Below are 13,416 nucleotides of genomic sequence, written 5' to 3'. Positions count from 1 at the left end.
ACCCCCCGATTCAACCGGCTTCGCGTAAACGCTCCTTGCCCGCCAGTGCCCCCTTGAGCAGATCGGTCACCCGCACGCTGGCCGTGCCGTTGCCGAACGGATTGCCCGCATGGGCCATCGCCCGATAGGCGTCGGCGTTCGACCACAAGGCCTCGATCTGCTGAACGATGGTGCCGCGCCGCGTGCCCGCGAGCCGCGCACAACCGGCTTCGATTGCTTCGGGGCGCTCGGTTTCGGTGCGCAGCACCAGCAACGGCACGCCGAAGGTAGGCGCCTCTTCCTGCAATCCGCCCGAGTCAGTCAGCACCAGCCAGGCGTCGAGCAATGCCTGCTGCATCTGCAGGTAATCCAGCGGCGGACTCAGGTGCACATTCGACAAGCCGCCCAGAATGGCATGCACCGGCTGGCTCACCACCGGGTTGAGATGCACCGGAAACAGCACCTCCAACTCGGGATGACGGCTGGCTACATCGGCAATCGCGTAGCAGATTTCGCGCAGATCGCTGCCCCAGTTCTCGCGACGATGCGCCGTCACCAGCAAATGGCCGCGCCCTTCCCGCCTGCGCCGCAACTGATGACGCCGCACGATCCAATGCTGCGCATCGATCACCGTATTGCCGGTGACGCTGATGCGCTCTTCCGGAATGGCCTCTTCGCGCAGCGCCTGTGCTGCGCGCGCGGTCGGCGCGAAGTGGAAGCTGGCGATGCGGCTGACCATCTGGCGCAGCCCCTCTTCCGGGAACGGCCGCTGCAGATCGTAGGTACGCAAGCCCGCTTCGATGTGCGCCACGGGAATGTGCCGGTAATAGCCACAAAGTGCGCCGATGAAGGTGCTTTCGGTATCGCCTTGCACCAGCACCAGCGCCCAGCTTCCGTCCGCCATCACGCGATCGATGTGAGTGCGGCAGCTGGTGCTGAACTCGCACAAGCCGTCGCCGCCGCGTTCGAGCGTTACGTCGGGAAGAATGTCGAAGCACTCCAGCATCTGCCGCGCCATCTCGCCGTGCTGCCCGGTGTGCAACCAGTGCGGTCGTGCCCAACCGCATGCGCACAGGCAGTGGTAAAGCGGCGCCAGCTTGATGATCTCCGGGCGCGTGCCGGAGACGATCAGGATGTCCTGCATACATCCCCCTCGTGCACGGGGCGGCGATGCCACCCCGCTTCCCGGACATCCTGTCCTTGCCCCCTAATGCCCGGTCGCGAGCAGCGGACTGCGTCTCTGCCGAGTGGACGGAATCGGTAGATTCGCTGGGATTTTGACGCAAGAAGCTGCGCTGATCGCTATATTGCCAACTCGACGTTAAACATACACATTATTTTCATGATATTTTCGTTACTGGCATATTGACTCGATCTAATCAATTTGCTAGTCGACAAACGCAATGCTTCGCCGTAAGCTCTCTCGCGGCGAGGCGTCCTTTCACGGGACAGGGGCCTGGGCTCTCAGGATTGAATCGCATTTACAGCCATGCGCGCAGGGCAGCATGCCGCTGTTGCGCGTCGTCGTCGTCTTTTGTGCGAGGGGAAATCCCATGCTCAGACCATCACTCCGCGGTCCATCTCGTTTTCCGCCTTTCCTAGTTGGCATCGCATTGGCACTGCTCGCGTCATCCGTACCGATGCCCGCTGCTCATGCACAGGCCATGTTTTCATCAAGCGTCGATCGCGCGGCATTGCCTGCTCCACCGCCACCGCCAGGCGCGGCATTGCCGACACTGAAGATAACGACCAAGCAGGCACTGACGACGTCGCCGGCGTCCAAGCCGCTCACGGTCACGCACGCGCTCACCGCTGCAACCTTGCTTGCACCGAACGCTTTCGCTGGCGCGCCTGGCGCAAACCCGAACCAGAACACACTCGTGCTGTATGACGTGACGGGCGAGTGGGGTTGGCTGGGCGAAGCCTATGCCGTGATGGCCGGCAATCTCGTCACGCATGGCAGCAAGTACACCATGCACCCCGCCGTGAACTATGTCTCCGGCGAAATCAACAGCTACACGGGACTGATCTACATCGGCTCGACCTATGGCGAGCCCTTGCCTACCGCACTGTTGAATGATGTGCTGGCGACCACCAAGCCGGTGCTGTGGATGAACGACAACATCTGGCAGTTGACGGCACAAGCCACGGATTTCGCCACGCAATACGGCTTCACGCCCACGTATTTCGACTTCTCCAACACCTTGACGGTGACCTACAAGGGCGTAGCGCTGGAACGCAACGCGCTGGCCGTGCCTTCAGGCCTGTTGCAAACAGTGATCAATGATCCGACCAAGGCACAAGTGCTGGCGGTCGCCACCAACGACACTGGCGGAACCATCAACTGGGCTACGCGTGGCGCCAACCTCACCTACATCGGCGAAGTTCCATTTGCCTACACCGGCCCCAATGATCGCTATCTCGCCGCGGTCGATTTCGTCAGCCAGATATCCAACCCCAGCATGCCTGCGCGCAAACGTGCCCTGGTGCGCATCGAAGACGTCGGACCGGATGCCGATCCAACTGAACTGCGCGCCATCGCCGATTACCTATACAGCGTGAACGCCCCGTTCAGCGTGGCGGTCATTCCGTACTACGTTGACCCTAACGGGTATTACAACAACGGCGTGCCACAGTACATTCACATGTACCAATCACCCGCCGTGGTCAGTGCACTGAAATACATGCAATCCAAGGGCGGCACCTTGATCATGCATGGTTACACGCATCAATACTCGAACATTGACGACCCCTACAGTGGCGTCAGCGCGGATGATTTCGAGTTCTATCTTTCGCACATCAACTCTGCCAACTACGTGATTCTCGATACGCCGGTTCCCGTCGACTCCGCATCGTGGGCACAGGGACGCATCACCAGCGGCCTGCTGGAATTGAGCAGAGCGGGCTTGACGAAGCCGACCATCTTCGAACCACCGCACTATGCGGCGTCAGCCATCGATTACCAGGTCTTCAACTCGAACTTCTCCGCCCTGTACCAGCGCGGATTGTTTGCCGCAGGATGGTGCCCGAACGGCAACTGCGGAACCGGCACGCCGAACTACACCGAGGCCTACGGTGAGTTTTATCCCTATCTGGTACGCGACATTTTCGGCACCGTGGTGATACCCGAACAGCTCGGCAACGTGGAATTGGTCGAGTTCAACAACAACCCGCCACGTTTCCCTGCCGACATTCTCTACAGCGCAAACTGCAACACGGTGATCCAGGATGTCGTACAGAGTTTCTTCTTCCACCCGTACCTGGATATCAGCTATCTCGAACAGATCGTGTCAGGACTGCAGGCGATGGGCTACACCTTCGTGCCCGCGAGCGTGATCAAGCAGGGCTGATGGTTCATCGCCGGCGGCCACCCTGCAGACCCCGGCATGAAGAGCCCCTTTCCTTCGGGAAAGGGGCTCCCTTTTGGGTAGAAATCAAAACACCTGCTGCTGCGGATACTCAGCCATGAAGTCGTTATCCCACAGGAAGTTGGTAAACGACACCGTCACCGAGACATCCAACCCCTCCACGAAGTGCCAACACCCCACCGGCAGAAACAGCACCTCGCCGGGATTGAGCGTGCACGAAAGCACCTGCACGTCGGCCATGCCCGGATAGCGCTGCAGATCGATCTGCCGGCCGTCCACGTGGGTAAAGCAGTGCTCGTGGTTGTAGACGTGCGCGATCTCGCACGCCGGCATCAGCAGCACGCGCTTGCGCCCGAGCACCTGCGCCATGAAGTTGTTGGTGAGATCGTGATGGAACGGCGTGATGGTGCCGGACGGTCCGAACCAGAGAAACCCCTGCGTGGGACCGTCGCCGCTCAAGTATTCCGGAATCTGCACGATGTCCTGCCACAGCACGTCCAGCGCCTGGCGGTTGCAGCCTTCGTTGTAGGCCGTCATGTAGAAATCGTTGCTGTGACCGGCAGCGCGCACCATCTCCACGTAGTCGCCGAACGGCATCGTCTTGCGGTGCGCGGTTTTGCGCAGCTCGTATTGCGCATCCGAATCGCGGCCGAACTGGATCTCCACTTCGCGCTCGCCGCAGCGCTCCTTGAAGTAATCGAGGTTCCAGCGCGTCATCGCCGGCCAGTCGTCCATCATGCCGGTGATGATCACCGGACGCCCGGCGGTGTAGTACGCGTCGAGGAATTCCGCGCGCGACAGCTTGTGCCGGCGCGGCACCTCTGTGTCGCGCAGACGATTCATGTGGCGCTGCGTATCGAGCAACCAGTCGTGCTTGGCCAAGCGGTTGCGCAAGCGTTGCGCACCCGCGATATACGGGCTGGCCATCGCCTGTTGAAGCTCCTGCACTGCTTCATCCTGTGGAATGCCCGCGCGCAGCATCTGCTCGTAGATGCTCTGCGGCGGACCGTCCAGCAACAGGTTTTCCGCAATCCAGCGGCGCCATTCGTCGTTGACGTGGAGCACCGGCTTCAACTCGACGTGCACCATGACCACCCCTCGCTGCTGTCAGGCACTGAATGGGTGAGCTTATCGCAGTGGCGGTCGCAAATACGTAGACAGCTGGGAGCGAGGAGCCGGTTTTGCGGTCGCCATTCCGGCACCCGCCACCCTGAGTCGATATAACTTTAAAAAATCATGTTATCTATTTGAAATAATACAAATTATTTCAAATAATAGAGGGCTATTTTGCCCACTCGCCAGCCTCAAAGCCGCACTCAGACATCGCTGAGCGCGGCATCCACGATCGCCTGTGCCTCTTGCAGAATCGCCTGCAGATGCGCCTCGCTCCGGAAGCTTTCGCCGTAGATCTTGTAGATCTCTTCGGTACCGGAAGGACGCGCCGCAAACCAGCCGCTGGCCGACATCACCTTGATGCCGCCGATGGCCGCATCGTTGCCCGGCGCGCGATCCAGCACCAGCTCGATCTTCTCGCCGGCCAGCTCCCGGCTCTTCAGCTGCTGTGGCGAAAGCTTGGAAAGCTTGGCCTTCTGCGGCCCCGTGGCCGGCGCATCGATGCGGCTGCAGTAAGGGCGGCCCAGCGCGTCGGTCAAATCGTTGAACAGGTGCCCCGGATCCTTGCCGGTGCGTGCGGTCATCTCCGCGGCCAGCAGGGACGGCACCATGCCGTCCTTGTCGGTGCTCCACACACTGCCGTCGTGGCACAACATCGACGCACCCGCGCTTTCTTCGCAGCCGAAGCCCAGCGAGCCCTCGAACAGGCCTTCGGCAAACCATTTGAAGCCCACCGGCACTTCGTAAAGCCGGCGGCCCAGGCGCTGCGTCACGCGGTCGATCAGCGAGCTGCTGACCACGGTCTTGCCCACGCCGGCCCGGTCGCTCCACTGCGGTCGGTGGCGATAGAGATAATCCACCATCACGGCCAGATAGTTGTTTGGCAGCAACAAGCCGCCGGTACGCGCCACCACGCCGTGGCGGTCGTGGTCGGTGTCGCAGGCGAACGCCACGTCGTAGCCGTCTTTCAGCGCGATCAGGCGCTGCATGGCATACGGCGAGGAAGGATCCATGCGGATCTTGCCGTCCCAGTCCACCGTCATGAAGCGGAAGGTGGGATCCACCGTTTCGCTGACCACGGTGAGGTCGATGCCATAGCGCTGTGCGATCGGCCGCCAGTAATGCACGCCGGCACCGCCGAGCGGGTCCACCGCGGCACGCACGCCCGAGCCGCGAATCAGGTCGAAGTCGATGATGTGCTTGAGATCATCGACGTACTGGCCCAGGTAATCGTGCTCTTTCACCCAGGACGAACGCCGCGCATGCTCGTAGCTCACCCGCTTCACGCCTTCGAGCTGGCTTTCCAGCAGCGCATTGGCGCGCTTCTGGATCCAGCCGGTTACGTCGGTATCGGCCGGGCCGCCGTTGGGCGGGTTGTATTTGAAGCCGCCGTCGCGCGGCGGGTTGTGCGAAGGCGTCACCACGATGCCGTCGGCCAGCCCGTGGTTGCGGCCGCGGTTGTAGACCAGGATGGCGTGCGAGACGGCCGGCGTGGGCGTGTATTCGTCGCCGGCGGAAATCATCACCGGCACTTCGTTGGCGACCAGCACTTCCAGCGCGCTCTCCAGCGCCGGGCGCGACAGCGCGTGCGTGTCGATGCCGATAAACAGCGGACCGTCGATGCCCTTGAGCTTGCGGTAATCGCAAATCGCCTGGCTGATCGCCAGCACGTGCCAAGCGTTGAAGCTGCTGTCGAAGGAAGAACCGCGGTGCCCGGAGGTGCCGAAGGCGACGCGCTGCGCAGGATCGGCCGGGTCGGGACGCAGGTCGGCGTAGGCCCCCAGCAGTTTCGGGATATCCACCAGCATGGATTCCAGGGCCACTTTGCCGGCCAGCTTGTCGACTTTGGCGTTCACGTTGCAACCTTTATCGCGTCGATAGGAATGATGCGGCCCCTGCGCTTATCCACCGCACGGGCACCATCGCGCATTATCCGCGACGGTACGTAAATCGTTGGTATGTCCCCTGTCGTACGGGTCGCAGTCTGTTCAGGCCGCCGCGGGCACCAGCTCGCCAGCCAGCGCCTTCAGGTCGGCGATGTGCTCGATGACGTGGTCTGGCGCGGGGCTGAGGCTGGCCAGATCGGCCTGCGCGGCGTAATGCCCCTGGCGCACAAACACTGTCGTGAGCCTGTCGCCCAGTACGCGCTTCATGGCGGCCAGCAGATTGGGCTTGTCGTCCACCATCACGTAGTGCGATGCCGGGTAACGCTCCTGCATGGCATCCAGGGAGCGTTCCTTGTGCACGAAGATCAATACCTCTCCGCGCACCGCGCCGTAGATACCGGCGCGATCGATCTTGTGCGGCTGAAACACGATGTCGCCATCGGACAGGATCACCGCACGCCCCAGCTTGTTGAGCGCATCGATGGTGGACAGCGCGTGCGGAAACACGTGCTCTTCAAACGGATAATCGAGCAGCCACGCCGAGGTGGCCAGCAGGCCCGGGCGGTTGTCGCTGTCGCGGCGGAAATGCTGCAAGGCGCCCAGATAATCGGCATAACCGACGGTATCGCGCAGTTGCTCATACAACGACCAGTAGCGATCGCACTCCGCCTGCCCGAACTGCTGCGTGAGATGCGCACGCAGGTCCGACGCGAAGCGGTCGTTGTCCAGCAGGGTGTTGTCGACGTCGAGCAGGAAGACAGTAGAAGAAGCGTTTACGGCTGAATTCACAACAATGTCCACTTGGATTCGCCGCCAACTGCCAGCCCGCGCGATCGATCCCCCTCGACCGGCCGGCCGTTCCATGGGCTTGCGGTGCGGCGCCGCTCGCCCGTAAAGGCCTTGAAGCCCGCAGTCTAAGCCTTCTTCACGTGAACGTCATTTCCGGAAATGCGTGTAGGCGTTCTGAAATACCCCCAGCCCCATACAACCCACACTCCCTACCCTGCGCAACTCGCTCCCTCCCCTGCGCCGCAGGGGAGGGCTGGGGAGGGGTCGCCCGAGCTTGCGACAGCGCTGAAGGCTAGCGCGAAGCTGCCCACTTTCTACTTCACCACCCAAGAAGAAATCCCGCGCATCACCAAGTTGGCCCACTCTTACCCCTTCGTCGGCATCAGCCGACATACAGGAGGATCTCAGTGTGGAGAATTTAGCGTGTCGGGTGCGCGCCTCGCTCATCGGCACCACACACCCGACTTTTGATGTGAAGTAGCGCGGATCGCATGGGTAGCCGCCCATACGACCCGCTGACCACCACCAACTCCGAATATCTAAGGAAAAGTTGATAATGGCTAAGCCCGATCTTAAGGCACCCACACGCACGCGTGTCCCCGCCGTGCCAGTTTTCCACTACTTCACCATCGCGCAGCACGTGCGATGCCGGGCAGCTCCGGGTAAGCGTCGAACCGCTATCAGCCGATAGCGACGCCGTATGCAGGGTTTTTCCTGCACCCATCACGCCGTACGCAATGTACGGCGTGACTTAACCCCATGGAGCGAAACCGTGAACGATCTCGACGAGACCCCGCAGCAGGGGCTCAACTACACGCTGTCAGAAGAAACCCACCACAAACTCGAATACATCCGCGACCAGCTCTACATGATGGCGGCAATGGTGCTGGTGATCACGCAGGAAGAAGAAGATCACCCACTGGAAATGCAACGCGGATCGTTAGGCAGCTGCTTCATGAACTTCGGCACCTTGGTGGATGAGGTGCTGGATGCGGTGACACGGCCTTATGTGCAGGGCCGGCAGGGAACGCGGACGCATTGAGGGTGGTTCGTTGAGGGCATCATTCAAAGGCAAATCACTGGTAACGCATGGTTTGCTTTTTTGGCGCCTATCAAAACAGTGCGCTATCGACCACGCCACCGCGACAGATTAATGAAGAAACCCAAGACAGCCCCCATCCACGCCAGCAAAAACAAAGCCAAACCGAGCCACGTCAGACCCATCATGAAGAACAAAAAGCCGATGAATGCAAATGGGAACGTGTAAATCCACAAGCGAACGCCTGCAAATCGGCGCTCCTTGAACACCCCTTTCAAATCAAAATTCGTCATATCCGCAGTTACTCGGGAGCAACGGGCCCCAAAACGACTTATCGGACCATCAAACCTTCTCAGGATGCTTGAGCAAATAACCACGCATCTCCGCCGTCTGCGACTTCCACTGCGGATCGTCGCCAAAATGATCGATGAAGTAGTGGATGGTGTCGTAGACACCGGGAAGGTTGTGATCCATCTGATTGCAGGAGCGCACGATATATCCCGCAGCTTTGTCGGGATATTTACTGATCAACGTATCCGCCATCACTTCTGCCTTTTGCGGCTGACGCCCGGCATGGTTGTAGAGATCGCCCAGCAAACCCAGCGCATCGTAGTTATCAGGATCGCGCTGGAGCACGGCGAGCAGCGTCGCTTCAGAGTCCTTCACATCGCCAGCCTGGGCGTAAATGTTGCCAAGCTGTGCCTGCATGGCATTGTTCTCCGGGAAGCGCTTCGCTACTGCCGCAAAGGCGGCTATAGCACCCTTACTGTCACCTAGCGCAATCATGTCTTGCGAGCGCCACCGGAGCGCATCGACGTTGGTCGGGTTGAAACGAAGCGCCTCGCTATAGAGTTCCACTGCTTCGCGATTGTTCGGGCCGTCAACCTTCGAAGCGAGAGAAATGAGACCGGAAGCACTGAGATTCTTGTCGGCCGCCTGCACAACCAGCTCATTGATACGAGATTGGGGATAATTGCAGTAGCAGGTCGCCCGATAAACAGCCGGGGTTTGCACGACCATACGTAACAGAGGATTCCGGCCCACCAAGCTCTGGTCTTCGTGCACTTGCTCCAGCAGGCCGCCAAACATATCGCCCCATTTATCTTGCGCATTACTCATCATCTGCCTGCGAATAGCGAAATTTGCAGGGTCCTGCTTCAGACCGGATGCGGCTGCCTGGTACATGTAATCGCCGTCACTATCCAGCGCGCCGGCGGAGATCATGGATGAATAGGCCGCGACAAGCGTTGGCATCAAGCTAACCGCCTGATCCAGATCCCTTCGTGCCAAGACCAATTGCTGATCCATACCCTGGATCTGATCATCGTTCAGATCGCGCGCCCAGCCAAATCCTCTTGCCTGCTGAGCGGCATCAAAATACTGCATGCCGCTAGCTGCCAGTGCAAAGGCGCTTTGTGGCTCCTGCTGCTTCCACAGCTCGATCACACTACGAGTATGTGCGTTTGAATCATTGAACCCGGCATCGTCGAATGCTGCATCAACGACACCAGGCTGATCGGGATCATGCAATTGCGCATCCAGGTATGACTGGAAAGCATGATCGACTTCGGCAGCCTTGCCCTGTTTCAAAAGGTTCTCGATATCCGCCAATGACAGGGCCTTTATCGCGTGCAACCGGCAATACGCCCGCGTCGTTGTCTCATTCCAGTGGCTACCCGGCAGATCCGGGGTTTGCAGACAACGCTGAAGCGGGTCGGCAATGCCATCCGCAGTCTTCACCGCTGCCAAGAACGCTCTGTAGTCCGCCTCGCCCTTTCGCTCTTGTTGAGCCGCCTGGTCAGCATTACGCCCATCCCACCAGAGGTGAAGCACCAGGACCACCGCAACAAAGCCCAATATCCCAGCCAACGCCAACTTGATCTTGCCCTGCGACTCAGACGGCTTCGACAGCCCCAAGCCTTCCTGGTCCGAATCCATACGTCCCTTCCCCTGTGCCCGATATCAACGGTCGCTGCGTATCATAGACTGGAAACCTCGGCTTTCACGTTACCTGGTTGGCACCGGGATCGATTACCCAAGCCTGCCCAACCATTCCTCCGCATCTTCATCGCCCATGGACTTGGCAACGAGCAACCAGTGTCGTGCCCAGCGAGCATTACCCCCGTTGAAATAACCAACACCGAGATTGTGCGCCGCCTCGGCACACCCTGCTGCAATGGCACGCTTATACCAGTGGCGAGCCTTATCGAAATCGGCACGAACTCCGTCGCCTTCGTCATAAAGGTTAGCGAGATTGACCTGAGCTTCGGGGCTGCCAAGCTTCGCAGCACGCAGGAACAGCTTGACCGATCTCGTGCGCTCGCCGGACTCGAACAGGTCGCAAGCTTCCTCGAGCAAGCTTCTTGCGTCACCTCCCACTTCTCCTAAGGATGTATTAACTCGGCGCTTCATTTTTCTCATCACCCCTCCTTTAATCCCGCACTAATTCCACCCTTGGATGTTCATTAAACGGGAAGCCATTCGCATAATAACGTCACACGCGCAAATCACCCTTGCGCAGCCCGCTCGTTAGGCCGAATATCGAATCGACGGATCGACTGCCGTCGCCAACCCATGGGGATAGACATGCGATTGCTCAAGGTAGTGGTCTGTCTGGTTTCTCTCGTGATGGTCGGTGCATGGGCTCATGCACCGGTGGTTTCCCAAGCAACGGCTAAATCGCCGCACGCGGCGCAGGCGCCTGGCGATACGCTGGCGGCCATTCAAAAGAGCGGGGTGATACGCGTGGGCGTGGCGCTCAATGCGCCCTGGGTATTGCGTGACAAGAATGGGCAATGGATCGGCCTGGATATCGACCTGGCGCGGCAGTTTGCCCAGGACATGCGCTGGAAGGTGGAGTTTGTACCCACCTCCTGGTCTGGCGGCATCGACGATCTGCGCGCCGGTCGTTTCGACATGCTTGCCGCGGGGCTCAGCATTACACCGCAGCGTGCCCTGCTGCTGAAATTCACCCACTCTTACGGCAATTTCTCGTTGGGGCTGGTGGTGAATCGCAAGGCGTTGGGCAAGGACGACCTGCTTACGCTGGAAACCGGTGCAGGCAAGCACAAGATCGGCGTGCTGTCGGGCACGGTCACCGCGGCAACCGCCAAGGAATATCTGGGCAATAGCGAGCTGGTGGAAATCGATGACGAAAGCAAGGCGATCCAGGACCTGCGCAGCGGTACGCTGGATGGCCTGATTGCCGAGCAGCCGTTGCCGGACGCACTCGCCCATTCCTATCCCGATCAGCTGCGCACGCTGGACGTGAGCACCTACGGCAAGACGGCGCATGCTTTTGCCGTGCGCCCTGGCGATCAGGATCTGGCCGACGTGCTCAACGCATGGCTGATCTATGAAGATGCCGCCGGGTGGATACAGTCGCGCAAGGAATTCTGGATTCACAGTGCGGCGTGGATTGAGCTGATGTAACCGTGTGGGACGCCGCTGCCGAGTGCAGTCGCAAGAGTGGCCCCTCACCCCAGCCCTCTCCCCGAAGGGGAGAGGGTGCAAGTCAGTTCTAGTAGAACCCCTTCTGCACCTGGAACCAGAAGCGCGCCACGCCGCCGTTATCCTGCGGTCCAAGTAGCTTCGGATGGTTGCCGAACGGTTTGGCAATGCTGGTGCTTACTATCCAATCGTGCGACGCGGCCCAATGCAGGCCGAGGCCGACGCTATTCAAGCGTGCGCTGTTTGGTCCCGGGTAGAAGGTGATCTTGTATTGCTGCACGCGGCCGCTGTCGACAAATGCCGACGCCTGCCAGGGTCCAGGCAGCATTGAGAAGGTGAAATCGTGGCGATATTCGAACGTCGCCAGATTGCCCTGCGCACCCGATATCACGCCAACGTCATAACCGCGCACCGAGGTGGGGCCGCCCAGGTAGAACTGCTCGGAGGTGTCCAGGTTCTTGTTGGCATGCTGGGCCGAAAAACCCGCGTAAAGCGCATTGGTGTCGTCCAGCTGTTGCAGGCGGGAGGCTGAAAAATCCCATTTTGTGTAGCTTCCGGCGGTCTGCGCACCGAAGTAGTCGATGAACTTGGCGATGAAGTTGTCGAAATACAGCCGGCCGTGGGTGCCGCTGATATTGAAATTGGTGACGCCGGTGACGTCGCGCTGGTCGCCGGCCACAGTCAGCGTCCACGTGTTTGCATGGCGATTGGTTTCGATGTATTCGGCGTCGATGTCATCGCGCAGGCGCTTGTGATCGAACTCGACCTGCGCATACAGATTGCCTGCGGTATTGCGGATGAAGTTCTGCGTGAGGTTGATGCTGCCGACCTGCGCCGTGCCATGCGCATGCAAGTCCTGCAGGCCATCGCCCAGGTGATAAGCCAGGTCGGTGGCTGCCACACCCAGCACCGTGCCCTGCCCGTTCAACAAATAACGGTACCCGACGCGGCCATAACTCATGCCGCTACCGGAAGACACGCCGCTGAAATCCAGCACGTCACCCTGATGGAACAACCCGTTGACGGCAAAGCTTCCGCTGAGGCGCACTGGATCGGTATAGCGGTTGCCATAGTTGTCCAGGCCAAGCGTGCCGGTATAACGCGGCGCCGAGGTCACATCCACCACCAGATCTGACGTGCCCACTTCCGTGCCTGGCCTCATGACGGAATTGACGATCGCACCGGGCACATCCGACAGCAGCAGCAGGCAACGCTCCAGCGTGAAGTCGCTGACCTGCTGTCCCGATTGCAACGGCGACAAGGTCGCGTTCAAGACGTGATTGGCAACTTCGCTCTGGTTTTGCAAGGTAACCTGGCCGTAATGCGCCTCTACCACGGCGATGCGCACCACGCCGTTTTGCAGGGTTTGCGCCGGCACGTAGGCGGTAGCCAGCGGATAACCGCGGGCGTGATAGGCATCGCTGATGCGGTCGGCCAGGTCGTCGAGATCGCCGAGCGTGAGGTTCTTGCCCTCCCCCGGCGCAACGATCGCATGCAACGTGGCCGTGGGTACGGCGGTGTTGCCGGTGATCTCGATCTGGCGCACCGGAAACGCTTCGCTGCTGGCGGTGTTGTTGCGATGCGGGTGGCGGATCTTCAGCTTCAAATTGTCCGACGGCGGCCCCGGCGGAATCGATGGTTGCGTCTCTTGCAGAATCTGGCCGCTATTGGGCGGCGGCGTGCCGCGTGTTTGTGCGCTGGCCGCGGTGGTGGCCAGCGCTAAGGAAAGTGCAAGGCAAAGCAGGCTGAGCGGTGGAACCGTACGGTGTATCGGCTTCATGTGGGCACCGGC

The 13,416-nt window shown here is 60.2% G+C and carries 11 protein-coding genes; 4 read left to right on the top strand and 7 right to left on the bottom strand.

Annotated features, from left to right (window positions below):
- Window positions 1-10: 10 nt before the first annotated feature.
- Window positions 11-1,123: a non-hydrolyzing UDP-N-acetylglucosamine 2-epimerase gene (gene wecB / locus ISS99_RS02765; RefSeq protein WP_204630050.1), complete on the bottom strand. Its 1,113-nt coding sequence runs from the start codon at window positions 1,121-1,123 to the stop codon at window positions 11-13.
- 520 nt (window positions 1,124-1,643) lie between these two features.
- On the opposite strand from wecB, the gene ISS99_RS02760 reads away from it, so the two are divergent.
- Window positions 1,644-3,329 (top strand): DUF2334 domain-containing protein, encoded by a 1,686-nt coding sequence (locus tag ISS99_RS02760; RefSeq protein WP_204630049.1) that lies wholly within the window; start codon window positions 1,644-1,646, stop codon window positions 3,327-3,329.
- A gap of 84 nt (window positions 3,330-3,413) precedes the next feature.
- Here ISS99_RS02760 and ISS99_RS02755 read toward each other — a convergent pair whose 3' ends face one another.
- The 3 genes from ISS99_RS02755 to ISS99_RS02745 form a co-directional block, all read right to left on the bottom strand.
- Window positions 3,414-4,436, bottom strand: coding sequence for a cupin-like domain-containing protein (locus ISS99_RS02755; RefSeq protein WP_204630048.1), 1,023 nt, complete (start codon window positions 4,434-4,436; stop codon window positions 3,414-3,416).
- A 227-nt stretch (window positions 4,437-4,663) separates the two neighbouring features.
- Window positions 4,664-6,316, bottom strand: coding sequence for a phosphoglucomutase (alpha-D-glucose-1,6-bisphosphate-dependent) (gene pgm, locus ISS99_RS02750; protein WP_204630047.1), 1,653 nt, complete (start codon window positions 6,314-6,316; stop codon window positions 4,664-4,666).
- Between the two features lie 132 nt (window positions 6,317-6,448).
- A complete protein-coding gene (locus tag ISS99_RS02745) occupies window positions 6,449-7,135 on the bottom strand; it encodes an HAD family hydrolase (protein ID WP_284343850.1) in 687 nt (228 codons plus the stop codon).
- Window positions 7,136-7,907: 772 nt separating this feature from the next.
- On the opposite strand from ISS99_RS02745, the gene ISS99_RS02740 reads away from it, so the two are divergent.
- Both ISS99_RS02740 and ISS99_RS02735 read left to right on the top strand, forming a co-directional pair.
- Complete coding sequence (locus ISS99_RS02740) at window positions 7,908-8,177, top strand: XAC0095 family protein (protein ID WP_204630046.1); 270 nt, start codon at window positions 7,908-7,910, stop codon at window positions 8,175-8,177.
- Window positions 8,178-8,224: 47 nt separating this feature from the next.
- On the top strand, window positions 8,225-8,539 hold the full coding sequence (locus tag ISS99_RS02735; RefSeq protein ID WP_204630045.1) for a hypothetical protein: 315 nt from the start codon (window positions 8,225-8,227) through the stop codon (window positions 8,537-8,539).
- Here ISS99_RS02735 and ISS99_RS02730 read toward each other — a convergent pair.
- Together ISS99_RS02730 and ISS99_RS02725 are read right to left on the bottom strand one after the other, a co-directional pair.
- On the bottom strand, window positions 8,517-10,112 hold the full coding sequence (locus ISS99_RS02730) for a tetratricopeptide repeat protein (protein WP_204630044.1): 1,596 nt from the start codon (window positions 10,110-10,112) through the stop codon (window positions 8,517-8,519). The genes ISS99_RS02735 and ISS99_RS02730 overlap by 23 nt on opposite strands.
- Before the next feature lie 93 nt (window positions 10,113-10,205).
- Window positions 10,206-10,595 (bottom strand): tetratricopeptide repeat protein, encoded by a 390-nt coding sequence (locus ISS99_RS02725; protein ID WP_204630043.1) that lies wholly within the window; start codon window positions 10,593-10,595, stop codon window positions 10,206-10,208.
- A 165-nt stretch (window positions 10,596-10,760) separates the two neighbouring features.
- Here ISS99_RS02725 and ISS99_RS02720 point away from each other — a divergent pair, with 165 nt between their 5' ends.
- Complete coding sequence (locus ISS99_RS02720) at window positions 10,761-11,606, top strand: substrate-binding periplasmic protein (protein ID WP_204630042.1); 846 nt, start codon at window positions 10,761-10,763, stop codon at window positions 11,604-11,606.
- Window positions 11,607-11,694: 88 nt separating this feature from the next.
- Here ISS99_RS02720 and ISS99_RS02715 read toward each other — a convergent pair whose 3' ends face one another.
- Window positions 11,695-13,404 carry a ShlB/FhaC/HecB family hemolysin secretion/activation protein gene (locus ISS99_RS02715; RefSeq protein ID WP_204630041.1) on the bottom strand — a complete coding sequence of 570 codons (1,710 nt, stop codon included), beginning with the start codon at window positions 13,402-13,404 and terminating at the stop codon, window positions 11,695-11,697.
- Window positions 13,405-13,416 lie beyond the last annotated feature (12 nt).

The sequence above is a fragment of the Dyella mobilis genome (genome assembly GCF_016904945.1).
Taxonomy (GTDB): Bacteria; Pseudomonadota; Gammaproteobacteria; order Xanthomonadales; family Rhodanobacteraceae; genus Dyella_B; species Dyella_B mobilis.
The sequence above is the reverse complement of the archived record's forward strand: the minus strand, read 5'-3'. Positions and strand labels throughout refer to the sequence as shown.

What these genes read in the sequence shown, in the direction of transcription:
- ISS99_RS02725 (WP_204630043.1), bottom strand. Translation starts at nt 10,595, where the DNA reads ATGAGAAAAATGAAGCGCCGAGTTAATACATCCTTAGGAGAAGTGGGA.
- ISS99_RS02730 (WP_204630044.1), bottom strand. Translation starts at nt 10,112, where the DNA reads ATGGATTCGGACCAGGAAGGCTTGGGGCTGTCGAAGCCGTCTGAGTCG.
- ISS99_RS02715 (WP_204630041.1), bottom strand. Translation starts at nt 13,404, where the DNA reads ATGAAGCCGATACACCGTACGGTTCCACCGCTCAGCCTGCTTTGCCTT.
- wecB (WP_204630050.1), bottom strand. Translation starts at nt 1,123, where the DNA reads ATGCAGGACATCCTGATCGTCTCCGGCACGCGCCCGGAGATCATCAAG.
- ISS99_RS02760 (WP_204630049.1), top strand. Translation starts at nt 1,644, where the DNA reads ATGTTTTCATCAAGCGTCGATCGCGCGGCATTGCCTGCTCCACCGCCA.
- ISS99_RS02735 (WP_204630045.1), top strand. Translation starts at nt 8,225, where the DNA reads ATGGTTTGCTTTTTTGGCGCCTATCAAAACAGTGCGCTATCGACCACG.
- ISS99_RS02720 (WP_204630042.1), top strand. Translation starts at nt 10,761, where the DNA reads ATGCGATTGCTCAAGGTAGTGGTCTGTCTGGTTTCTCTCGTGATGGTC.
- ISS99_RS02755 (WP_204630048.1), bottom strand. Translation starts at nt 4,436, where the DNA reads ATGGTGCACGTCGAGTTGAAGCCGGTGCTCCACGTCAACGACGAATGG.